21 protein-coding genes are annotated in these 21,239 nt (G+C 67.4%); 19 read left to right on the top strand and 2 right to left on the bottom strand.

What is annotated here, in order from left to right:
• Window positions 1–88 precede the first annotated feature (88 nt).
• From rplU to C1876_RS04240, 11 genes are all read left to right on the top strand, one after another.
• The gene (gene rplU / locus C1876_RS04290) at window positions 89–487 is read left to right on the top strand and encodes a 50S ribosomal protein L21 (protein ID WP_114545485.1); all 399 of its coding nucleotides are present in this window, start codon (window positions 89–91) and stop codon (window positions 485–487) included.
• Window positions 488–506: 19 nt separating this feature from the next.
• Window positions 507–761 carry a 50S ribosomal protein L27 gene (rpmA, locus tag C1876_RS04285; protein ID WP_114545484.1) on the top strand — a complete coding sequence of 85 codons (255 nt, stop codon included), beginning with the start codon at window positions 507–509 and terminating at the stop codon, window positions 759–761.
• A 151-nt stretch (window positions 762–912) separates the two neighbouring features.
• On the top strand, window positions 913–2,307 hold the full coding sequence (gene obgE, locus C1876_RS04280) for a GTPase ObgE (RefSeq protein ID WP_114545483.1): 1,395 nt from the start codon (window positions 913–915) through the stop codon (window positions 2,305–2,307).
• Window positions 2,307–3,458, top strand: a complete 1,152-nt coding sequence (proB, locus tag C1876_RS04275; protein ID WP_114545482.1) for a glutamate 5-kinase — start codon at window positions 2,307–2,309, stop codon at window positions 3,456–3,458. Before obgE ends, proB begins: the two co-directional genes overlap by 1 nt.
• Before the next feature lie 9 nt (window positions 3,459–3,467).
• Window positions 3,468–4,745 carry a glutamate-5-semialdehyde dehydrogenase gene (locus C1876_RS04270; RefSeq protein ID WP_114545481.1) on the top strand — a complete coding sequence of 426 codons (1,278 nt, stop codon included), beginning with the start codon at window positions 3,468–3,470 and terminating at the stop codon, window positions 4,743–4,745.
• Window positions 4,745–5,425 carry a nicotinate-nucleotide adenylyltransferase gene (gene nadD / locus C1876_RS04265; RefSeq protein WP_114545480.1) on the top strand — a complete coding sequence of 227 codons (681 nt, stop codon included), beginning with the start codon at window positions 4,745–4,747 and terminating at the stop codon, window positions 5,423–5,425. The genes C1876_RS04270 and nadD overlap by 1 nt, the downstream gene beginning before the upstream one ends.
• Window positions 5,422–6,045 carry a bis(5'-nucleosyl)-tetraphosphatase (symmetrical) YqeK gene (yqeK, locus tag C1876_RS04260; RefSeq protein WP_114545479.1) on the top strand — a complete coding sequence of 208 codons (624 nt, stop codon included), beginning with the start codon at window positions 5,422–5,424 and terminating at the stop codon, window positions 6,043–6,045. Before nadD ends, yqeK begins: the two co-directional genes overlap by 4 nt.
• Complete coding sequence (gene rsfS, locus C1876_RS04255; RefSeq protein ID WP_114545478.1) at window positions 6,042–6,470, top strand: ribosome silencing factor; 429 nt, start codon at window positions 6,042–6,044, stop codon at window positions 6,468–6,470. The genes yqeK and rsfS overlap by 4 nt, the downstream gene beginning before the upstream one ends.
• Window positions 6,471–6,544: 74 nt before the next feature.
• On the top strand, window positions 6,545–7,156 hold the full coding sequence (locus C1876_RS04250; protein WP_114545477.1) for a HEAT repeat domain-containing protein: 612 nt from the start codon (window positions 6,545–6,547) through the stop codon (window positions 7,154–7,156).
• A gap of 254 nt (window positions 7,157–7,410) precedes the next feature.
• Entirely contained in the window at window positions 7,411–7,743 is a 333-nt protein-coding gene (locus tag C1876_RS04245) for a type II toxin-antitoxin system RelE/ParE family toxin (protein ID WP_114545476.1), read from the top strand.
• Window positions 7,727–8,032, top strand: coding sequence for an addiction module antidote protein (locus C1876_RS04240; protein WP_114545475.1), 306 nt, complete (start codon window positions 7,727–7,729; stop codon window positions 8,030–8,032). The genes C1876_RS04245 and C1876_RS04240 overlap by 17 nt, the downstream gene beginning before the upstream one ends.
• On the opposite strand, the gene C1876_RS04235 is transcribed toward C1876_RS04240, so the two are convergent.
• Window positions 8,004–9,284, bottom strand: coding sequence for a chloride channel protein (locus C1876_RS04235; RefSeq protein WP_114545474.1), 1,281 nt, complete (start codon window positions 9,282–9,284; stop codon window positions 8,004–8,006). The genes C1876_RS04240 and C1876_RS04235 overlap by 29 nt on opposite strands.
• 8 nt (window positions 9,285–9,292) lie before the next feature.
• A complete protein-coding gene (locus C1876_RS04230) occupies window positions 9,293–10,318 on the bottom strand; it encodes a P1 family peptidase (RefSeq protein ID WP_114545473.1) in 1,026 nt (341 codons plus the stop codon).
• Between the two features lie 159 nt (window positions 10,319–10,477).
• On the opposite strand from C1876_RS04230, the gene C1876_RS04225 reads away from it, so the two are divergent.
• The 8 genes from C1876_RS04225 to ftsX all read left to right on the top strand — a co-directional run bounded on the left by C1876_RS04225 (window position 10,478) and on the right by ftsX (window position 21,167).
• Window positions 10,478–13,051 carry an AfsR/SARP family transcriptional regulator gene (locus C1876_RS04225; protein ID WP_114545472.1) on the top strand — a complete coding sequence of 858 codons (2,574 nt, stop codon included), beginning with the start codon at window positions 10,478–10,480 and terminating at the stop codon, window positions 13,049–13,051.
• A gap of 94 nt (window positions 13,052–13,145) precedes the next feature.
• Complete coding sequence (gene brnA, locus C1876_RS04220) at window positions 13,146–13,379, top strand: type II toxin-antitoxin system BrnA family antitoxin (RefSeq protein WP_114545471.1); 234 nt, start codon at window positions 13,146–13,148, stop codon at window positions 13,377–13,379.
• Window positions 13,380–13,589: 210 nt separating this feature from the next.
• Window positions 13,590–16,403, top strand: a complete 2,814-nt coding sequence (gene secA, locus C1876_RS04215; protein ID WP_114545470.1) for a preprotein translocase subunit SecA — start codon at window positions 13,590–13,592, stop codon at window positions 16,401–16,403.
• A gap of 6 nt (window positions 16,404–16,409) precedes the next feature.
• Window positions 16,410–17,504, top strand: coding sequence for a peptide chain release factor 2 (prfB, locus tag C1876_RS04210; protein ID WP_114545469.1), 1,095 nt, complete (start codon window positions 16,410–16,412; stop codon window positions 17,502–17,504).
• 66 nt (window positions 17,505–17,570) lie between these two features.
• Window positions 17,571–18,410 (top strand): transketolase, encoded by an 840-nt coding sequence (locus C1876_RS04205; RefSeq protein WP_114545468.1) that lies wholly within the window; start codon window positions 17,571–17,573, stop codon window positions 18,408–18,410.
• On the top strand, window positions 18,403–19,368 hold the full coding sequence (locus tag C1876_RS04200) for a transketolase family protein (protein ID WP_114545467.1): 966 nt from the start codon (window positions 18,403–18,405) through the stop codon (window positions 19,366–19,368). The genes C1876_RS04205 and C1876_RS04200 overlap by 8 nt, the downstream gene beginning before the upstream one ends.
• 55 nt (window positions 19,369–19,423) lie before the next feature.
• Window positions 19,424–20,266, top strand: a complete 843-nt coding sequence (ftsE, locus tag C1876_RS04195) for a cell division ATP-binding protein FtsE (RefSeq protein ID WP_114545466.1) — start codon at window positions 19,424–19,426, stop codon at window positions 20,264–20,266.
• Entirely contained in the window at window positions 20,259–21,167 is a 909-nt protein-coding gene (ftsX, locus tag C1876_RS04190) for a permease-like cell division protein FtsX (protein WP_114545465.1), read from the top strand. Before ftsE ends, ftsX begins: the two co-directional genes overlap by 8 nt.
• Window positions 21,168–21,239 lie beyond the last annotated feature (72 nt).

The following is a 21,239-nucleotide window of genomic DNA, read 5'->3' as shown; positions in this document are numbered from 1 at the left end:
CGCGGAGATTGTGCATAGATCACATTGACTTGCTACGGTCACGCTGCTAAGCTATCGCCTTGCGTTTATTCATATCAAGGAGACACTCATGTACGCAATTGTAAAAACGGGCGGCAAACAGTATAAAGTTGCGCCCGGAGACAAGCTGAACATCGAGAAACTCGACGCCGCCGTGGGCGACAAGGTCGAGCTCGAGGCCATCTGCATCGTGGACGGCGCCAAGGTGGAGGCCGACCCCGCGAAGGCCGCCGCTACCAAGGTCACCGCTATCATCCTCGAGCAGTTCAAGGGCGAGAAGCAGCTGGTGTTCAAGTTCAAGAAGCGCAAGAACTACAAGAAGCTGCAGGGCCATCGCCAGCAGCTCACGCGCGTCCAGATCGAGTCCGTCGGCTCGGCGAAGGCTGACAAGCCGGCTGCCAAGAAAGCCGCGAAGAAGCCGGTTGCCGAAAAGGTCGCCGATAAGCCTGCGTCCGAAGACGCCGAGTAAAGCATAAGGAGGGAACACCATGGCTCACAAGAAAGGTCTCGGTTCCAGCCGTAACGGCCGCGACTCCCGTGCACAGCGTCTCGGCGTGAAGATGTTCGGCGGTATGGCGGTCAAGACGGGCAACGTCATCGTTCGCCAGCGCGGCACGCACATCCATCCGGGCGAGAACGTCGGCCGCGGCAAGGACGACACGCTGTTCGCTCTGTGCGACGGCACGTTGGAGTTCACGAAGGGCGCTAAGCACAAGGTGCACGTTCGCCGTGAAGAGGCGTAAGGGCTACCTGCCCACGACTGCGTAACGTTATCTGTTTTCGCATGCCCCCTGATCGCCAGGGGGCATTTTTCATATACAATCCGGGTTGTCGTGTTTAAGCAATCCAAGTCCACGCCTGCGGGCGTGAGCGAATCGAAATAGAGGTACCCCCGTGTTCATCGACAAAGTACGCATCCACGTGAAGGGCGGCAACGGCGGCGCTGGCTGCATGTCGTTCCGCCGCGAAGCCCATGTTCCCAAGGGCGGTCCGGACGGCGGCGACGGCGGGCACGGCGGCAACGTCGTGGTCGAGGCGGACGCCAGCCTGTCGTCGCTCATCGAGTACCGCTTCAAGCATCATTTCGCGGCCGATCGAGGCACGCACGGCAAGGGCTCGCGCATGCACGGCGCCACCGGCGAGGACCTCGTGCTCAAGGTGCCGGTGGGCACCGTGGTGCACGAGTACTTCGAGGAATCGAAGGAGACGGGCGAGCTCATCGCCGACCTCACGCACGACGGCGAGCGCGTCACCGTGGCCGACGGCGGCATGGGCGGCCGCGGCAACATCCACTTCGTGACGCCGACGCGCCGCGCCCCTGCGTTCGCCGAACTGGGCGAACCGTCGCAGGAGCGGTGGATCGAGCTCGAGATGAAGCTCATGGCCGACGCGGCCCTCGTGGGCATGCCGTCGGCGGGCAAGTCGTCGCTCATCGCGAAGATGAGCGCGGCGCGTCCGAAGATCGCCGACTACCCGTTCACGACGCTCGTGCCGAACCTCGGCGTGGCGCGCTCGGGCGACTACAGCTTCGTCGTGGCCGACATCCCCGGCCTCATCGAGGGCGCGCACGAGGGTCGCGGCCTGGGCCACGAGTTCCTGCGCCACATCGAGCGCACGGCGCTCATCGTGCACGTGGTGGACTTGACGGGCGACTACGAGGGGCGCGACCCCCTCGAGGACTACGACATCATCAACCGCGAGCTGGCGCTGTACGCCGACGAGCTGGCCACGCGCCCGCGCATCGTCGTGGCGAACAAGATGGACGTGCCGGGCGCGGACGAGGTCGCTGACAAGCTGGCTGCGCGCGTGCGCGAGGATTCCATCGCGGCGGCGGGCGGCGACGAGTTCGCGCCGAGTCCCATCGACCCGAAGCTCTACCGCATCAGCGCGCTCACCGGCGACGGCGTCGACGGCCTGAAGGCCGCCATCGCCACGAAGGTGCACGAGCTGCGCGAGGCGGCCCGCACGCTGTCCGAGGCCGACGTGCAGTACGAGCACATCTGGGAGCACAAGCGCGACGAGCGCGATAAGAAGTTCAAGGTCCTGCCGCTCGGCGGCGGCGTGTTCCGCGTTGAAGGCCCGCAGGTGGAGCGCATGGTGGTCCAAACCGACTGGGAAAACGAAGAAGCCATCGCGTTTCTGCAGCACCGCCTCAAGCGCCTCGGCGTGGAGAAGGCGCTCGAGAAGGCCGGCGCCGTGGACGGCGATGAGATTCGCATCGTCGGACGCGCGTTCGAGTTCGAATCGGTGCGCACCGCCGACGATCTGTTCAAGGAGCTCGATCTGTAATGAAACCGGCTGGATGCGCGCACGTCGCCGCCGAGCACGGCAAGCGCCTCGTCATCAAGATTGGATCGTCGACGCTCACCACGTCGGAGAGCAAGATCGACTACGCCTACCTGGCGGCGGTCACCGATCAGATCGCGCGGGCGCGCGCCGCCGGGTGGTCTCCCGTCGTGGTCACGTCGGCCGCCATCGCGTGCGGCCTCGAGCAGCTGGGCATCGAGAAGCGGCCCCATGACATGCCGAGCTTGCAGGCGGCGGCGTCGGTGGGGCAGAGCGCGCTTTCCACGGCCTATGCCGAGGCGTTCGCGCGCCACGACATCGTGACGTCCACCGTGCTGCTCACGCGGCGCGATACGGCCGACCGCCGCGCCTACCTGCACGCGCGCGACACGTTCGACCGCCTGCTCGAGCTGGGCGTGGTGCCCATCGTCAACGAGAACGACACCATCTCCGTCGAGCAGATCCGCTTCGGCGACAACGACACGCTGGCCGCGCTCGTGGCGTGCCTCATCGAAGCCGACCTCATGGTCATCCTGTCGGATATCGACGGGCTGTACGACGCCAACCCGAACACGCATGCCGACGCACGGCTCATCAGCCGCGTGGAGGCCATCGGCCCCGACATCATGGCGGCGGCGGGCGAGGCGGGCTCCACCGTGGGATCGGGCGGCATGATCACGAAGATCAAGGCCGCGCGCGTGCTCATGGTGGCGGGCATCCCGCTCGTCGTGTGCGACGGGCACCGACCCGAGGCCATCGTGGACGCGGCGGCGGGCAAGGACGTGGGAACGCTGTTCGTGGCCGCGAAGAAGCCCCACGAGATCACGCCGAAGAAGCTGTGGATCGCCCTCGGCGACGCGGCGCGCGGCGCGCTCGTGGTGGACGACGGGGCGAAGGCGGCGCTCATCGGGCGCGGAAGCTCGCTTCTGTCGGTGGGCGTATGCGGGGTGGAAGGCCGCTTCGAGGCGGGCGATATCATCGACATCAAGGACGGCACGGGGCACCTGTTCGCGCGCGGCAAGGTTGCCGCCACCTGCGACGAGGTGCAGCTGGCCGTGGGCAAGAGCCGCGAGGCGCTGCGGGCGAACCGCCTGCTGGCGCATCTGGCCGACAAGCCGCTCGTTCATCGCGACGAGCTGGTGGTATTCGAGTGAGGAGGAGTCATGGCTGAGGAATCGGTGCAGGAACACGTGCGGCGCGTCGCCGAGGAGGCGCGCGCGGCGAGCGGCGCGCTGGCGCAGACGAGCGCGGCGCAGCGCAACGATGCGCTCGCGGCCATGGCGGCGGCGCTGCGCACGCACGCGCGCGCCATCGTGGAGGCGAACGGGCGCGACATGGAGGCCGCGCGCGCGGCGGGCACGAAAGAGAGCCTGCTCGACCGCCTCATGCTCGACGATGCGCGCGTCGAGGCCATGGCGGCGGCGCTCGAGGACCTCGTCGCTCTGCCCGACCCGCTGGGCGCGGTGCAGCAGGAGCGCACCCTGGAGAACGGCATCGAGCTCACGCGCGTCAGCGTGCCTTTGGGCGTGGTGGCCGTCGTGTACGAGGCGCGACCCAACGTGACGGCCGACGCGGCGGGCATCTGCCTCAAGTCGGGCAACGCGGCCGTGCTGCGCGGCGGAAGCCTGGCGGCGGCGTCGAACGAGGTCATCGCGCGCGTGCTGCACGACGCGGCGGTGGCGGCGGGCATGCCCCGCGGCTGCATCGGCGCCATCACGTCCACCGATCGCGCGGCGGCCGACGAGCTCATGCAGCTGCACGGCGTGGTGGACGTGCTCATTCCGCGGGGCGGGGCGGGTCTCATCCGCCACTGCGTGGAGACGTCGAAGGTGCCGGTCATCGAGACGGGCACGGGCAACTGCCACGTGTACGTGCACGAGAGCGCCGACTTCGAGCGCGCCCGTGCCATCATCGTGAACGCGAAGTGCCGCCGCTTGGGCGTGTGCAACGCGGCCGAGACGCTGCTCGTGGACGAGGCGGCGGCCGAAGGCTTCCTGCCGGCGGCGCTCGCCGATCTGGCGGAGCGCGGCGTGACGCTGCATGCCGACGAGCGCGCCTCAGCCGTCGCCGCGGCGCACGGCATCGCGGTCGTGCCGGCCGACGAGGCCGACTGGGCGACGGAGTACCTCGCGCCCGACCTGGCCGTGCATGTGGTGAGCGGCGTGGACGAGGCCATCGAGCACGTCAACCGCTTCGGCACGAAGCATTCCGAGGCCATCGTGGCCGAGGACGAGCGCGCCGTCGAGGCCTTCCTCGCGCGCGTCGATGCGGCGGCCGTGTACGCGAACGCCTCGACGGCCTTCACCGACGGGGCGCAGTTCGGTCTCGGCGCGGAAATCGGCATCTCCACGCAGAAGCTGCACGCGCGCGGCCCGTTCGCGCTCGACGCGCTCACGTCGTACAAGTACGTCCTGCGCGGCTCGGGGCAGGTGCGTCCGTAGTGGGGCTCGTGTGCGATCGCTTCGACGATCTGGGACGCGACGGCACGCCGGCGCGCCTCGGCATCATGGGCGGCACGTTCGACCCCATCCATATCGGGCACCTCGCCTGCGCCGAGCAGGCGCGACAGGCCTACGGGCTCGACGCGGTCGTGTTCATTCCCGCGGGCAATCCCGTGTTCAAGAAGGATCGCGCCGTCACGCCGGCGCCGATGCGCCTGGAGATGTGCCGCATCGCCACGCGCAGCAACCCGTCGTTCGACGTGAGCCCCCTCGAAATCGAGCGGGGCGGCGACACGTACACGGTGGACACGCTGCGTCAGCTGCGCGCCCATTACCCCGATAACGTGGAGCTGCGCTTCATCACGGGCGCCGACGCCGTGTACCATATCGTGCAGTGGCGCGAGAGCGCGGCCATCGCCGACCTCGCGCGCCTCATCGCGGTGACGCGGCCCGGCTACGTGCTGTCGGAGGAACGGCGCGCGTTCATTGCCGAGAACGGCAACTTCGACATCGACTACCTTGAGGTCACGGCGCTCGCCATCTCCTCGAGCGACCTGCGGCAGCGTCTGGCGGCGGGGAAGTCGATCCGTTATTTGACGATGCAGGGCGTGCTCGACTATATTCAGGAGCGAGGCCTGTACCATACGGGCGAACGCGACGATGAAGGAGGCGTGCGATGACTGACGACGTGCTATCGGATGCGTTCTTCGAGGCGCGCGAGCGCGATTTGGAGCAGCGGCTCAAGCACAAGCGCTTCGAGCACGCGGTGAGCGTGTCGAAGATGGCCGCATCGTTGGCGGAAACCTACGGTGCCGACGTGCGCAAGGCGCGGTTGGCGGGGTTGCTGCACGATTGGGACAAGGAATACACCGACGACGAGATTCGCGAGCGCGCCCGCGCCTTGCGCGTGGACGTCGATCCGCACGTGCTCGAAACCATGCCGCGCCTGCTGCACGGTCCCACCGCGGCGGTCGAGCTGCAGCGCGCCTACCCTGCGCTGCCGGACGACGTGATCCAGGCCATCGCGCGGCATACCGCGGCGGCGGTGGGCATGAGCGACCTCGACATGATCATCTACATCTCCGACGCCATCGAACCCGGACGCGATTTCGACGGGCTCGACGAGCTGCGTGCCCTCATCGGCACGGCTTCGCTCGACGAGCTGTTCGTCCGAACGTTTCAACATATCCTGCTGACGCTCGTGGAGCGCCGGCGACGCCTGCACCCGGCAACGGTCGAGGTGTGGAACCATTACGTGGCCCGTACGCGTCATGCGGCGGCCGAGAAAGGAACAGCGTGAGCACAACGACGACCGAACAGACTCCGAGGGAATGCGCCCTCATCGCGGCCCGCGCGGCTGACGAGAAGAAGGCCACCGACATCATGGTGCAGGAGGTGGGCGAGCTCATCGGCGTGACCGACTACTTCGTCATCGCCACCGCCTCCAACAACCGTCAGGTCGACGCCATCATCGACGAGATCGAGGATGCGGTGCGCACGCAGGCGCACCTCAAGCCCGTCCATCGCGAGGGCACGCAGGACGGCACGTGGTCGCTGCTCGATTACGGCAGCTTCGTCGTGCACGTCTTCCAGCCCGAGACGCGCGAGTACTACCGTCTCGAAGCGCTGTGGAACGACGCGCCCGTCATCGACCTCGCCGCCGAAGCCGGCCTGACCGATATCGAGTACTCCGACCGCATCGCCAAGCTGCTCGGCAAGGAGTAGCGTCCTGCGGGGACGAGAACCGAACGCGCGCCGCCACGTTTGTGGCGGCGTTTTTTGCTGGGGGGAGGATGAGCATGGAAGACGCCGCGTGCGATGACGCCGTCTATCGGCGGCTTGCTTGGCTGCTGGATAACCGGGAGGAATGGGAGTCGTCCGTCGATGAGGTGGGCAGCCTGCTGACGGGCTCGTCGGATAGGATCGCGGCGAAGGCCCTCTGGGTGTTCGGCGAGATGGGGCTGCGGTATCCGCAGCTTGTCGAGCCGTACCTCGATGCGGCGGCAGCCCACCTGCGTAGCGAGAATCCCCACCTGCGCGAGCGCGCCGCGTGCGCGCTCGGCAGGATCGGCCGGGCGGAACACGCGCTCGTGCTGCCCTACTTCGACGCGCTCATGGAGCTGTGCCGCGATCCTGCATCCGACGTGCGGATGCACGGCATCTGGGCATGCGAAAACATCGCGACCACGGCGCCGGAGCTGTTCGAGGGCCGCATGGACGCGTTCGCGCACCTGCTCGGCGACGATGCCGAACGCGTGCGCATGGAGGCGCCCGAGATATTCCGCGTGGTGGGCAAGCGCCGCCGCGACCTCGTCGAGCCCTATCTTCCCGCATTGCGAACCCTGGCCGAGACGGACGAGAACCGCGTCGTCCGCATCCACGCCGCCGGCGCCGTCAAGGCCGCCGGATAAGCAAGGCAAGCGCGCGCCGCTCCAGCGCGCCCGACGCGCGCTAGAGCGGCGCCGGAACGGCGTTTGGTGCGCGCTGGAATTTCGCTGGATGCGCGGGTGAATCGCGCTGGAAACCTGCTTGAATCGTGCGGCGATTCGCCGCGTCTCCCATCATCGAACCGCTCGATCCCAAGCGGTATGCTTCTCGTTGGCACGTCGTTCCCAGGACTCCTTGTCAATCCAAGTTGTATCCTGTAAGATACTGAGGAGCGGTGATGGAGCATGAGAAGCTTACCGTACGGAAATCGCGGGTATTTGATCGTTGGCTCGGCGGTTTGAATGACGGGGACGCCCGCGGTCGGATCACGGCGCGCATCGTACGCCTGGAAAACGGATCGTGGGGCGATGTGCGATCGATCGGTCGAGGTCTCTTCGAGCTGCGGATTGATTGCGGACCCGGGTATCGTCTGTACGGCATGAGAAGGAGTGCGGTGTTCGTCGTATTGCTCTGCGGGGGCGATAAGGGGTCCCAGCAGCGCGATATCGAGCGCGCCGTACGCATGGCGCGGCGTATAGCAGAGGGAGGGTTCTATGAAAAACCCGTTTAGGAGGCCTATCGAGACGTCCGAATTTCACGCTTCGGATTATCTCGATTCCGACGAGACGATCGCCGCGTTTCTTTCTGCGGCGCTTGAGGAGAACGACCCCGAGTTCTTCCAGAAAGCCCTTGGCGAGGTGGCCAAAGCGCGCGGCATGGCAAGCGTGGCCGAGCATGCGGGGGTCGGGCGCGAGAGTCTGTACAAGTCGCTCTCGGCCGATGGCAACCCTCGCTTCGGCACCGTCATCGACGTGCTCGATGCGCTTGGTTTCAAGCTTGTGGTGACTCCGGGGGCGTAGGAGGCTGGGGCTTCTCGGGGCGCAGGGCCTTGGGCAGCGGAATGGCGGCGCCGAGGGCGGCTGCGGCCAGCATGACCACGACGCCCTTCACGGGGAAGCACAGGAACAGGAGCAGCACGGTCATGAGCGGCTGGCGCATGACGCCGCCCACGAGCGCCGCCGTGCAGGCGCACAGGCAGAACACCGGGTCGGCTCCCGTCAGCATCGCCATGCCGTAGCCGATGGAGATGCCGGCGAAGATGACGGGGAAGAAATGCCCGCCGCGCCATCCGAAGCGGATGCACAGCGGCGTGATGAGCACCTTGCAGAAGCCGGTGCCCAACAGCACGAGCGCGCTCATGCCTCCCCACACCTCGCCGAGCTGCTCGGCCTGCGTCTCGCCGGCGAACATCGTGAACGGCAGCGCCATGCCCAACAGCGCCAGGATCAAACCGGCGATGAGGGCCTTCGTCACGGGGCGGTCGCCCATGCGGTCGGCCAGGCGCTTGAACGCGCCGTCGAACGCGCAGAACAGCCAGCCGCCCGCCGCGCCCACGAGCGCGAGCGGCGCGAGCCAGATGAGCTCGGTGACGCCCACGTGGATGTCGGTGAAGTGCGGCAGCGACAGGCCGCCGCCGAACAGCGAGCCCAGTCCGAGGAACGTGGCAAGCGCGCCGGCGATGGCGCAGAAGTACACGACGATCTTCGACGACTTCGGCAGCGTGATGGTGGTCTGCGAACCCGCCGCCTCGTCGCCATCGTCGTAGAAGGGCGCGGCGAAGCCGAACAGGGGAGCGGTGAAGATGGCCGACAGCGCCGCCATGGTGCCCACCGACGTGAGCTGCTGGAAGTCCGCGCCGAAGCGCTTCATGCGGTCGCCCACCCACGTGCTGATGCCCGCCACGGCGCCGGTGAGGCCGGCTTCGGGGCCGACGGAGCCGCCGAAGAACAGCGGCAGCAGCGCGGCAACGGACATGACGCCCAGCTTGTCGTAGTCGTAGCGCCCGTCGCGCTTCACCTTCGCCATCACCTCGTTGAGGTCCTCGGGGTACGAGCCGAACCGCTTGGCGAACAGGCCGATGACGAGGCCGCCCGCGAGGCAGGCGACGATCGGGAAGAAGGGGCCGAAGTGGGCCGGCAGCTTGTTCCAGATGAACGTGATGCCGAGGTTCATGACGAACAGCAGCAGCCACACGAACGCGCCGGCGATGGCGCCGGTGACGATCACCGACGCGACGAACAGCGTGCGGTTCGCGAGTTTCGCTCCCTCCATGCGTCCTCCTAGCGCGCGGGACGGTCGCCGGCGGCCGGCAGCCCGTACGCACCGCTCGCCTGCGTGACGGCGCGCTCGAGCGCGCCTTGCATGGCTTCGGTGGCCAGGATGGCGGTCAGATCGTAGTCGGCGGGCACCTCGCCCGACGCGAACGTGAACACGGTGTCGCCGTCGCCTGAGGTGTGCACCGGCTTGATGGCGCGCGCGTAGGCGTCGTGCACGGTCGAGGACACCTTCGTCGCCTGCGCTTTCGTGAGGCGCGCGTTCGTCAGCACCACGCCGATGGTGGTGTTGGCGCACGGTCCGGCGGCGGGGTCGACGGCGCCCTCACCCTCGTCGGTTGCGGCGCTCGCAGCATCTGCGGCCTGGTGCGCCAGGGCGGCGAAGGCGTCGAGCGGGTCCATGACGCGGCCCTCGTCGTCGCGACAGCCGGCGATCCAGGCGCCGCTCGCGTCGCGCACGTTGCCGAGCGCGTTCACCGCCACGAGCGCGCAGGCCACGAGCTCTCCCAAACGCAGCCCGTAGACGCCGAGCCCCGCCTTCATCGCGCGGTCGCCTCCCAGCAGCTTGCCCACCGACGCGCCGCAGCCGGCGCCCACGTTGCCCTCGGCAAGCGGTTCGGCCGCATCGCGCTCGAACGCCGCGGCGGCCGCGCGCCGCCCCATCGCGGCATCAGGATGCGCGTTCTGCCCGACGAGCAGGTCGAACAGGCAGGCGCCCACCACGATGGGCACGCGCGCGCTCTCCACGGGAAAGCCGATGCCGCGCGCAGCCAGCTCGTCCATGACGCCGGTCGAGGCTGCCAGACCGAACGCGCTGCCGCCGGACAGCACCACGGCGTGCACGGCTTCGATCATGTTCTCGGGCTTGAGCAGGTCGGTCTCGCGGGTGGCGGGACCGCCGCCGCGCACGTCAACGCCGCAGGTTGCTCCGGCGGGTGCGACGACGACGGTGCAGCCGGTGCCCGCGGAGGCGTCTTCGGCGTGCGCGCAGCGAAAAGCCGGCAGGTCGGCAAGCGAGGCGGGCTGAAGCATGGCATACTCCCTTTCATCAGGTACGTAACGTGCGATTCGCTTATTGTACACCGCCTCGCGGACCGCACGCGAACCGATGTCGGCTTGTGGATTGCCGGGTACGGTGGTACCGTGAAACACCTTCGCTGCGTGCTCCCCTTGTAGATGGGAGTGATACGCATGCCTGAATTCCTCAAGAAAGCGGCTTGCCGCGGCCGTCGTCCGATGCACCTGGCTGCCCGACGTCAGATTTCCCGCCCCGACCTCATTGCGAAGCTGCTGCGCGAGCGCCACGTCGCGCGCTTCATCACCGCTCCCGACGGCTTCGGCAAAACGGGCCTCGCCCTGGAATACGCCGACACGGTATTCTCGTTCGAGCACGTGTTCTGGCTCGACGGACGCAGTCCGTGCTTCCTGCGCGACCTCGACCGCGGCATCATCGCGCGCACGCTGCTGCGCGACGACACGCAGCCGTTCCTCGCGGTCATCGACGACGTGCCGCCGCTCGATCAGGAGCGGGTGGAACTGCTGTCGAACGAGATGGACCGCCTGCTCGACCGCGAGTGCGAGGTGCTCGTTACGTGCATGCCGTCGCGCGATGCGTTCGCGCGGCATCGCGACCGCGTCAGGCTCTCAGCGTCCGATCTGCTGCTCACCGACACCGAGCTCGACACGCTGCGCACGCCGAGCGAGCGCAGCGGCAACCCGGCCGTCGCGATCCCGCGCGCCTGTCGCGTCGCGGGCCTCGCGTGGTCGCAGCCGCAGGAGCGCGCCGCGTTCCTCGCGACGGCCCTGCGGGAGGAACTGCCCGCCGACCTGCTGCTTCCCCTGTTCGTCATGGCGGTGCTGCAAAAGGGCGCGCTCGAGGACGTGGGCGCGTTCGGCCCGTTCGGCGTCGAGCAGGAGGCGCTGCTGGCCGAGCAGTACCCCTACCTCGGCATCGACCGGCAGCGGGGCGCTTTCGCAACCGCGCCGTTCGAGGTGGCGGATATTGCCGAAGCCTTCGCGCGCAAGGTGAACGTGCTGGCCGACCGGTCGTCGTTCCCCGATGCGGGCACGCTCGTCATGCGTTTGGGAGAGGCGCTCGTCGCGCACGGCGGGCACGTCCGCGCCTGCGACCTCATGCGGCTGCTCGCGCCGCGGCCCGTGCGGGCGGAGTGGCTCGCCGCGCAGGGGCCCGCGCTGTTCGACGCCGGGTGCCTCGTGGCCGCCTGCGACGTGCACCGCTCGCTTTCGGGCGAGACGGCGGGGAAGAGCGCCCTGCTCAGCGCAAACGAGGCGCTGCGCCGCGCGGTGCTGGGGGATCGCGCGGCGGCGTGCTCGTCGGCGCGTAAGGCGGCGCGCGACAAGGCGGCGTCCGCGTCGGTGCGCATGATGGGCGCGCTCGTGCTCGCGCAGTGCGCGAGCGCGGAGGAGCGGCGGCGCGCCGACAAGCTCGCGGCGGCGCTCGTGGGCACGGCCGGGGCGGCGCGCGAGCGCGCGACGCAGGAGGGCGCGTGGGTTGCGTCGGGCTGCGTGCATGCGCGGCTTGCGGAAGCGAACTGCTTCGAGGCCGCGCGCGTGTGGCTCGAGTGGTACGACCGGGGTGCGCGCGGCTGCTTCCTCAAGCAGGCGGCCGCCGAGGTGCTGCGCAGCGCGGCGGCGCTCCCGCCCTCGGAGAAACCGTCGCCCGCGCTCGACCGGCTCGGCGGCCTCGTGCGCACGCGGGTGGCGCGGGCGAGCCGCGAGGCCATCGGCCTGCACGACGCGATGGTGGGCATCGCCTACGAGCGCGCCTGCGAAACGGGTTCGCTCTCGATTCCGGCGCTCGACGCGAAAACGGCCTTCGTCGTTCGCCGCGTGGAGATGAAGCTGTTCGCGCAGCGCACCGAGCACGAACGGCGCGAGCAGGAGCGTCTCGTGCGCGAACGCGATTTTCTGGCCACCCACCCCGACGCCTTCCGAGCTGAGAGAAGCGCGAAGGCGCTCGGGAAGCTGCCCACCGCGGCGCCCGTGCTTGAGGTCAACCTGTTCGGTGGCCTCGACGTGCGCCTCGGGCGCGACCGCATCGACCCGTCCACCTTCCGCCGCCAGAAAGTGAAGACGCTGCTCGCGCTGCTCGTGCTGCACAACGGGCGCGAGTTCTCGCGCGACAAGCTGGTCGCCCTGCTGTGGCCTGAAAGCGAGCTCGAGGCGGCGCGGAAGAACTTCTACGGCATCTGGGCCATGCTGCGCCGGGCGCTCGCGACGCCGGCGGGCGAGTGCCCCTACCTCATCCGGCAGCAACAGGGGCTGCGCCTCGACGCGAGCCTGCTCACGAGCGACGTGGCGCAGTTCGACGACGTGTGCCGCACGCTGCTGTTCGAGCGTCCGGGCTACGGCGGCTGGGCGAACCTGTACTCGCTCATCAACGACCGCTTCTCCGACGACCTGCTGCCGAGCGAGAACGACAACGACGCCATCGCCGCGCTGCGCGTGGACTACCGCAACCGCCTCGTCGACGCGCTCGTGGCCGCCTCGCTCAGGCTCATCGCGGCGGGCGAGGAGCAGGAGGGGCTGTGGTTCGCCCGCGCCGCCCTGCAGCGCGACCGCACGCGCGAGGACGCCTACACCACGCTCATGCACGCGCAGCTGGCCTCGGGCCAGCGCACCGCCGCCCTCGAAACCTACTTCGCCTGCCGCCGCTTCCTCGCCGACGAGCTGGGCATCGACCCCTCGCTCGAAACCATGCGCCTCTATCGCAGCATCATCGAAACCGAAACCGATTTCGAGTAGCAAGCGGGCAACGAAGCAGACGTCGTCATTGCGAAAGGAAGGTGGAATGAATATAATAACTATACCGTTACATCGAAACTGGAGGTCGTTCGGTATGGCGAAAAAGATTGTCGACGAGGGCGAAGAGGATATCATGGAGTACCTCGATCTCGAGAGCGCCGAGGTGGTCTATCCTGCCCGCGAAGTGCGGAAGATCAACGTGGATATGCCGCCGTGGATGGTCGATGCGCTCGATCGCGAGGCGAAGCGCGTCGGCGTCACCCGTCAGGCGGTGATCAAGATGTGGCTGGCCGAGCGGCTCGACGCGGAAGCGCACCGCACGGCCTGAACCCTGCGGGGCACGCTTTGGGCGCGCGGGGTGGACGGGTCGGACGGGCGCGATGCGTTCCCGACCCGCCGCTGTGCGCCTCATCGCCCTTGCGTGCCCTGTGAATTTCCTTTGAGGTCAGGCACGATATGCTAGAGTAGCACGTGCTGTATTCGAGTGAATGAGCGCGCATCGACGCGCTGGCAAGCCACGAAAAAGGATGGCGCATACATGGCAGGATTTCTATCCAAGCTTCTGACGCTTGGCGAGGGCAAGCAGCTCAAGAACTACGAAGCCACCGCAAGCAAGATCAACGGCCTTGAAACGGAGATGCAGGCACGCTCTGACGAAGAGCTCCGCGCGCTCACCGCCGCGTTCCGCGAGCGGGCGAGCAACGGCGAGGACCTCAAGAGCATCCTGCCCGAGGCGTTCGCCGCCGTGCGCGAGGCCTCGGTGCGCACGCTGGGGCTGCGCCACTTCGACGTGCAGCTCATCGGCGGCATGGCGCTCAACGACGGGCAGATCGCCGAGATGAAAACCGGCGAAGGCAAGACGCTCGTGTCCACGTTGGCCGGCTACCTGAACGCCGTGTCCGGCAACAACGTGCACGTGGTTACCGTCAACGACTACCTGGCGAAGCGCGACAGCGAGTGGATGGGCCAGGTGTACCGCTTCCTCGGCATGAACGTGGGCCTCATCCAGAACGGCATGCGCCCCGACAAGAAGATCCCCGCCTATCAGGCCGACGTCACGTACGGCACGAACGCGGAGTTCGGCTTCGACTACCTGCGCGACAACATGGTGACGCGCGCCGAATCGCGCGTGCAGCGCGGGCACCACTTCGCCATCGTCGACGAGGTGGACTCCATCCTCATCGACGAGGCCCGCACGCCGCTCATCATCTCGGGCGCGGGCACGCAGGCGGCCGAGACGTACAACAAGTTCGCCCGCGTCATGGTGGGCATCCAGCCCGAGGTGGACTTCGAGATGGACGAGGCGAAGAAGACCATCAACGCCACCGAGAGCGGCCTTGAGAAGATCGAGGCCATGCTGGGCATCGACGACATCTACGCCGATCCGTCCGGCCAGCTGCCGAACCACCTGCAGCAGGCGTTGAAGGCGCAGTTCCTGTTCCATCGCGACGTGGACTACGTTGTGGTGAACGGCGAGGTGAAGATCGTCGACGAGTTCACCGGCCGCATCATGGAGGGCCGCCGCTACTCCGAGGGCCTGCACCAGGCGCTCGAGGCGAAAGAACGCGTGCTCGTGCGCGAGGAGAACCAGACGCTCGCCACCATCACGCTGCAGAACTACTTCCGCCTGTACGAGAAGCTGTCGGGCATGACCGGTACGGCCATGACCGAGGACGCCGAATTCCGCGAGATCTACAAGCTGCCGGTCGTCGCCATCCCGCCGAACCGTCCCATCGCGCGTAAGGACGAGGACGACCTCATCTACCGCACGGTGGAGGCGAAGTTCAACGCCGTGGCCGACGACGTTGCCGAGCGCCATGCGGCGGGCCAGCCCTGCCTCATCGGCACGGTGTCCATCGAAAGCTCCGAGAAGCTCTCGCGCCTGCTCGACAAGCGCGGCATCAAGCACGAGACCCTCAACGCGAAGAACCACGAGCGCGAGGCCCACATCATCGCGCAGGCCGGCCGCGTGGGCGCCGTGACCATCGCCACGAACATGGCCGGCCGCGGTACCGACATCCTGCTCGGCGGCAATCCCGACGTGCTGGCCGACGACGTGCTGCGCGAGCGCGGCTTCGACCCGGACGTCCACGAGGGCGACGAGGTGGAGGAGGGCCACGCGCCCGCTCCCTCCGCCGCCGATCGCGCCTCCGCGCTCGCCGAGGCGAAGCGCGTCTGCGCCGACGAGCACGACCGCGTCATCGCGGCCGGCGGCCTCACGGTCATCGGCACCGAGCGCCACGAGTCGCGCCGTATCGATAACCAGCTGCGCGGCCGCGCCGGCCGTCAGGGCGACCCCGGCGTCACGCAGTTCTACCTGTCGCTCGAAGACGACCTCATGCGCCTGTTCGGCGGCAACCGCATGGACTCCATCGGCCGCATGATGGAGAAGACCGAGATGCCCGACGACATGCCCATCCAAGCCGGCATGGTGTCGAAGGCCATCGAGGGCGCGCAGCGCCAGGTGGAGAGCATGCACTTCGCCGCCCGTAAGAACGTCCTCGAATACGACGACGTCATGAACCTGCAGCGCGTCGCCATCTACAGCGAGCGCAACGCCATCCTCGACGGCAAGGACATGGACGAGCGCATCCCCGAGATCGTGCGCGACGCGGTGGACGCCGTCGTCCAGGAGAACTGCCCGGCGAAGGTGCCGAGCGACGACTGGGACGTGAAGGCCGTCGAGCTGTGGGCCGCGAACATGACGGGGCAAAACGACTTCTCCGTGGCCGACGTCGACCACGAGGACGACCCCGACACCCTGGCAGAAGCCTTGGAGGAATACCTGGAAAACGTGTTCGCCACCAAGGTCGATCAGCTGGGCGAGCCGGTGATGAAGATGCTGGAAGGCCAGGTCATGCTGCGCATGATCGACACGCGCTGGATGGCGCACCTCCAGGAGATGGACTACCTCAAGGCGGGCATCGGGTTGCGCGCGTTCGGTCAGCGCGACCCCCTCGTCGAGTACAAGAACGAAGCTTACAACGCCTTCCAAAGCCTCACGGCGGGCATGTACGAAGACTACCTGCGCACGCTGTTGCGCCTGCAGGTGGCCGTGAAGCAGGAGCAGCCCGCGCTCGAGGAGGAGAAGAGCGTGCTCGACGGCAAGGTGAGCTACTCCTCGCCCGAGCAGGCGCTCGAGCAGACCGGCGTCGGCGCGGCCCGCAAGCAGGCCGCCGCCGCGGGCGCCACGCCCGCCGGCACGCCGGCCGCCCCGCCGAAGCCGTCGGCGCCGAAGCCCCAGACGTACACGAAGGACAAGGACGATCCCTTCGCCAACGTCGGGCGCAACGACCCGTGCCCCTGCGGCTCGGGCCTCAAGTACAAGAAGTGTCACGGACGAGATCAATAAGGAATCATGGCTGATAGAGACGAAAAAGATCTGGAGCAGGTAGCCCAGCGCGTGCAGGCGGCGCACGGCTACCTGCATATCGACGAGCGCACCGCCGAACTGGCGAAGCTCGACGAGGAGATCGCGCGTCCCGGTTTCTGGGACGACGCGGCGCACGCGCAGAGCGTGTCGAAGCAGGCGAGCGTGCTGCGCGACACCATCGGCGAGTACAACGAGGCCGCGACGCTGCTCGACGACGCGCGCGCCGCCTTCGACCTCGCCGCCGAGGACGAGCTGTTCGCCGAGGAGGCGGCCGACGCCCTCGACAAGCTCGACGTGCTGTTGGACGCGCTCGAGATCAGCTCATGGTTCTCGGAGCGCTTCGACGGCGGCGACGCCATCCTCACGGTGAACCCGGGATCGGGCGGCCTCGAGGCGCAGGACTGGACGGACATGCTCTACCGCATGTACGTGCGCTACGCCGAGAAGAAGGACTGGAAGGTCACCGTGCTCGACGTGGTGCCGGGCGAGGGCATCGGCCTGGACAAGGCTACGATCCAGATCGAGGGCCGCAACGCGTTCGGCATGCTGAAGAGCGAGAACGGCGTGCACCGTCTCGTGCGCATCTCGCCGACCGACGACAAGAAGCGCCGCCACACCACGTTCGCCGGCGTGGAGGTGCTGCCCGTGCTGCCCGACGACATCGAGGTGGACCTCAACCCCGCCGACGTGCGCGTGGACGTGTACCGCTCGAGCGGTCCCGGCGGCCAGTGCGTCAACACCACCGACTCGGCCGTGCGCCTCACGCACATCCCGACGAACATCGTCGTGACGTGCCAAAACGAGAAATCCCAACTGCAGAACAAGGAAGCCGCGTTCCGGGTGCTCAAGGCGAAGCTCTACGAGCGCGAGGAGCAGAAGCGCGCCGAAGAACTCGCGCAGCTGCGCGGCGATCGCATGGATTCCACGTTCGGCAGCCAAATCCGCAACTACGTGCTGTACCCGTACCAGATGGTGAAGGACGTGCGCAGCGGCATCGAGACGGGCAACGTGGAAGCCGTGCTCGACGGGGATTTGGATGAATTCGTAATAGGCTATCACCGTTGGCGAGTTTCGCAATGACGGCCGCTTGTGGCGCCACCACAAGCGCCCTGTTGTTTACGTTGTAGTGTCTAGAAAGGACCTGGCATGACCGAACTTGAACGGCGGGCGAACGAGATGCGCTCCGACATCGTGTCCATGATCGCGGAAGCGGGCAGCGGGCATCCGGGCGGATCGCTGTCGAGCGCCGATATCCTCACGGCGCTCTACTTCGGCGGCGTGCTCGAGCACGATCCCGCTCGTCCCGGCTGGGACGAGCGCGACCGCTTCATCCTGGCGAAGGGCCACGCGGCTCCGGCGCTGTACGCCGTGCTCGCGCAGGCGGGCTACTTCCCGCGCGAAGAGCTGCTCACGCTGCGCAAGCTGGGCACGCGCCTGCAGGGCCATCCCGACTCGAACCTCGTCCCCGGCGTCGAGGTGTCCACGGGATCGCTCGGCCAGGGACTGTCCGTCGCGGCCGGCATCGCGGCCGGCCTCAAGCTCGACGGCAAGACGCAGTCGGTGTTCGCGCTGCTCGGCGACGGCGAGTGCCAGGAGGGCCAGGTCTGGGAGGCCGCCATGTTCGCGGCGCACCGCGGGCTCGACAACCTCGTGGCCATCGTCGATCGCAACTGCCTGCAGATCGACGGCAACACCGCCGACGTGTGCGATCCGGGCGATCTCGCGGCGAAGTTCAGCGCCTTCGGCTGGACGGCCGTCGAAGTGGACGGCCACGACATCCCCGCGCTCGTGGAGGCGCTCGCGGCCGCGAAGGCCGACCGCGCCGCCAAGCCGCACGCGCTCATCGCGCGCACGGTGAAGGGCAAGGGCGTGTCGTTCATGGAGAACCAGGCGGGGTGGCACGGCAAGGCGCCGAACGCCGAGCAGACGGAAGCTGCGCTGGCCGAGCTGGCCGCGCTGACGGGAGAGGAGTCCAGCCGTGGTTAAGCTGGCAAACGAAACTGAGTCCCAGGTCAAGCGCGCGACGCGTGCCGCGTACGGTGCGACGCTGGCCGAGCTTGCGCAGGAAGGCCTTCCCGTGGTGGCCGTGGACGCCGACCTGACGGGTTCCACCACCACGAAGAAGCTCGCCGACGCGGGCTTCGCCGACCGCCTGTTCAACTGCGGCATCGCCGAGCAGAACATGGTGGACGTGGCCGCCGGCCTCGCCGCAACCGACCATATCGCCTACACGGGCTCGTTCGCCGTCTTCGGCACCGGGCGCGCCTACGATCAGATTCGCAACACGGTGTGCTACAGCAACCTCAACGTGAAAATCGCCCCGACGCATGCCGGCATCTCCGTCGGCCCCGACGGCGGCAGCCATCAGATGCTCGAGGACGTCTCGCTCATGCGCGGGCTTCCGAACATGCGCGTGCTCGTGCCGGCCGACTACGCTGCCGCCCGTGCCGCCATCCGCCTTGCCGCCGCAACGCCGGGCCCTGTGTACGTGCGCATGGGCCGCGCGTCGGTGCCGGCCGTGTACGCCGACGGGGTGGAGCTTGAGCTGGGAGCCGCCTACGTGCTGCGCGAGGGCGCGGACGCCACCATCGTGGCCTGCGGCGTCGAGGTTGAGCAGGCGCTCAAGGCTGCCGAGGCGCTTGCCGCCGAGGGCATCGAGGTCGAGGTCATCGACGCGTTCAGCGTGAAGCCGCTCGACGAGGAAACCGTGCTCGCGTCCGTGCGCAAGACGGGTCGCGTCGTGGTGGCCGAGGAGCACAGCGTGTACGGCGGCCTCGGATCGGCCGTTGCCGAGACGCTTGCGCGCACGAATCCGGCGCCGGTCGAGTTCGTGGGCATGTGCGATCAGTTCGGCAAATCGGGCGAGTTCGAAGAGCTGCTCGACTACTTCAACCTGGGGTCGAGGGCGATTGTCGAAGCTGTGAAGAAGGTTATGGCCCGATAGTGCTTCTGTTAGAATCTACCCGTCTCAGTACATTACTATTTGAACGGAGCACTCTGTGACGAACGACATCAGCCAAGGGGTTCCTGCGCGTCAAGTGCGACGCAGCGGTGCCCACGCGGCGCCCGCTCGACAGACGACGTCGCAGCTTTCCGCGTCGCTGCCGGTGCTGGAAGTCGATGACATTCCCCAGCAAACGGGCACGCCCGTCATCACGTTCGACCATGTGACGAAGGTGTATCCGGCCCAGCCGAACAAGCCGGCGCTCAACGATATATCGCTGCAGATCTACGCAGGTGAATTCATCTTCCTCGTGGGCCATTCCGGTTCCGGCAAGTCCACGTTCATCCGCATGCTCATCCGCGAGGTGAAGCCCTCGCAGGGCCATATCTACGTGGCCGATGAAGACCTGACCACCATGCGCAACTGGCGCGTTCCCTACTTGCGCCGCAACATCGGCTGCGTGTTCCAGGACTTCAAGCTGCTGCCGAACAAGACGGTGTTCGAGAACGTCGCGTTCGCGCTCGAGGTTATCGGCAAGAGCCGCCACGTCATCAAGACCCAGGTGCCCGAGGTGCTTCGCCTCGTGGGCCTGCAGGACAAGCTCAACAAGCGTCCCGACCAGCTGTCGGGCGGCGAGCAGCAGCGCGTGTCCATCGCGCGCGCCATCGTGAACCGTCCGCCGCTGCTCGTATGCGACGAGCCCACCGGCAACCTCGACCCGCAGACATCGCGCGGCATCATGGACCTGCTCGAGCGCATCAACCGCACGGGCACCACGGTGCTCGTGGCCACGCACGACCGCGAGATGGTGGACAACATGCGCCGTCGCGTTATCGCACTCGACCGCGGACACCTCACCCGCGACCAGGACCGGGGGGTGTACGGTTTCGATGTCTAGTTTCTTCTACTTTATCAAGGAGTCCTTCAAGGGCTTCACGCGCAACCTGTCGACGGCGTTGGGCTCCATCGTCACGATTTTCCTATCGTTGCTGATCATCGGCGTGTTCCTCGTCGGCGGCTTCGTCATCGAGAAGCTTGTGTCCTCGGTGGAGAACGAAGTGTCCATCACGGCGTACGTGGCCGACGATGCTTCCGAGGCGGATATCCAAACCGTCGAGAACTACATCAAGGGCCTCGACGGCGTGGCCTCGGTGAGCTTCACCACGAAGGACCAGGCGCTCGAGAAGTTCCGCGAGACGTCGACGTCCGACATCCTCGACACGCTCGACGGTCAGAACCCGCTGCCGGCCTCCATCGACGTGGAGCTGTCCGACCCGCAGCTGGTGGAGCAGGTGGCCTCGACCATCTGGGACAACACGACCTACAAGCAGATCGCCGACGCGCCCGAGAGCATGACCGAGTCGATCAAGTACGGTCAGCAGACCGTGGATCGCCTGTTCACGCTCACGTCCTACGTGCGCTACATCGGCATCGCGCTCGTGGCGCTGCTCATCTTCATCGCCATGGTGTTCATCAACAACACCATCCGTCTCGCCATCCTGGCGCGCCGCAAGGAAATCGCCATCATGCGTCTCGTGGGCGCATCGAACGGCTTCATCCGCGGGCCCTTCCTCATGGAAGGCGCGCTGCACGCCATCATCGGCTCGCTCTTGGCGGTGGGCTGTCTGGAGCTGCTGCGCACGCTGGCGCTTCCGAAGCTGCAAAACGCGCTCATGTTCCTCAACTTCGACCTGAGCGTGAACGCCTTCCTGTTCATCTACGCGGTGCTCGTGGGCTCCGGCCTGCTCATCGGCTTGCTTGGATCGGCGTTCGCCATGCGCCGCTACCTCAAGGTGTAGAGCGCTGAACGGATATGGGCAAACATACTGACACTTCGCAACTAGCGGCGTCCGCGCGTCGAGCGCGGACCC

Source organism: Eggerthella sinensis, from assembly GCF_003339815.1.
GTDB classification, from domain to species: domain Bacteria; phylum Actinomycetota; class Coriobacteriia; order Coriobacteriales; family Eggerthellaceae; genus Eggerthella; species Eggerthella sinensis.
The sequence above is the reverse complement of the archived record's forward strand: the minus strand, read 5'-3'. Positions and strand labels throughout refer to the sequence as shown.

What these genes read in the sequence shown, in the direction of transcription:
- C1876_RS04235 (WP_114545474.1), bottom strand. Translation starts at nt 9,284, where the DNA reads ATGGAGGGAGCGAAACTCGCGAACCGCACGCTGTTCGTCGCGTCGGTG.
- ftsX (WP_114545465.1), top strand. Translation starts at nt 20,259, where the DNA reads ATGTCTAGTTTCTTCTACTTTATCAAGGAGTCCTTCAAGGGCTTCACG.
- C1876_RS04205 (WP_114545468.1), top strand. Translation starts at nt 17,571, where the DNA reads ATGACCGAACTTGAACGGCGGGCGAACGAGATGCGCTCCGACATCGTG.
- C1876_RS04245 (WP_114545476.1), top strand. Translation starts at nt 7,411, where the DNA reads ATGGAGCATGAGAAGCTTACCGTACGGAAATCGCGGGTATTTGATCGT.
- C1876_RS04240 (WP_114545475.1), top strand. Translation starts at nt 7,727, where the DNA reads ATGAAAAACCCGTTTAGGAGGCCTATCGAGACGTCCGAATTTCACGCT.
- rplU (WP_114545485.1), top strand. Translation starts at nt 89, where the DNA reads ATGTACGCAATTGTAAAAACGGGCGGCAAACAGTATAAAGTTGCGCCC.
- rpmA (WP_114545484.1), top strand. Translation starts at nt 507, where the DNA reads ATGGCTCACAAGAAAGGTCTCGGTTCCAGCCGTAACGGCCGCGACTCC.
- C1876_RS04225 (WP_114545472.1), top strand. Translation starts at nt 10,478, where the DNA reads ATGCCTGAATTCCTCAAGAAAGCGGCTTGCCGCGGCCGTCGTCCGATG.
- C1876_RS04270 (WP_114545481.1), top strand. Translation starts at nt 3,468, where the DNA reads ATGGCTGAGGAATCGGTGCAGGAACACGTGCGGCGCGTCGCCGAGGAG.
- proB (WP_114545482.1), top strand. Translation starts at nt 2,307, where the DNA reads ATGAAACCGGCTGGATGCGCGCACGTCGCCGCCGAGCACGGCAAGCGC.
- C1876_RS04230 (WP_114545473.1), bottom strand. Translation starts at nt 10,318, where the DNA reads ATGCTTCAGCCCGCCTCGCTTGCCGACCTGCCGGCTTTTCGCTGCGCG.
- secA (WP_114545470.1), top strand. Translation starts at nt 13,590, where the DNA reads ATGGCAGGATTTCTATCCAAGCTTCTGACGCTTGGCGAGGGCAAGCAG.
- C1876_RS04250 (WP_114545477.1), top strand. Translation starts at nt 6,545, where the DNA reads ATGGAAGACGCCGCGTGCGATGACGCCGTCTATCGGCGGCTTGCTTGG.
- prfB (WP_114545469.1), top strand. Translation starts at nt 16,410, where the DNA reads ATGGCTGATAGAGACGAAAAAGATCTGGAGCAGGTAGCCCAGCGCGTG.
- brnA (WP_114545471.1), top strand. Translation starts at nt 13,146, where the DNA reads ATGGCGAAAAAGATTGTCGACGAGGGCGAAGAGGATATCATGGAGTAC.
- yqeK (WP_114545479.1), top strand. Translation starts at nt 5,422, where the DNA reads ATGACTGACGACGTGCTATCGGATGCGTTCTTCGAGGCGCGCGAGCGC.